This window comes from Salinivibrio costicola subsp. alcaliphilus, assembly GCF_001996185.1.
Taxonomy (GTDB): Bacteria; Pseudomonadota; Gammaproteobacteria; order Enterobacterales; family Vibrionaceae; genus Salinivibrio; species Salinivibrio costicola.
Map to the genome: position 1 here is coordinate 1 of NZ_MUFR01000240.1, position 210 is coordinate 210.

Annotated in this window: 1 protein-coding gene; it reads right to left on the reverse strand. The window is 64.3% G+C overall.

Annotation, left to right across the window (positions count from 1 at the left end):
* Positions 1 to 194 (reverse strand): hypothetical protein (locus BZJ21_RS16035; protein WP_077670271.1); only part of this gene is annotated, 194 nt, incomplete at its 3' end.
* Between the last annotated feature and the right edge of the window lie 16 nt (positions 195 to 210).

A 210-nucleotide genomic window follows, 5' to 3' on the forward strand; every position in this document is an offset into this window, starting at 1 on the left:
CCCGCGGCAATCTGGCGACCATGAAAGCCATGTGGGGTTTTCGGGCAGGGGCAACCGTGTGGGGCGGCGGTATCCCCCACTCTTGCCGCCGGCTTGCCATTAATCACCACCCCAGCGCTAGCGCTGGTCACTGCGGTGGGCGGAAAACAACCATGCCCACCGGCGGTATCGCCTAATCGTGCTGCCCCTGGCATAGCGCCTCCTTAACGT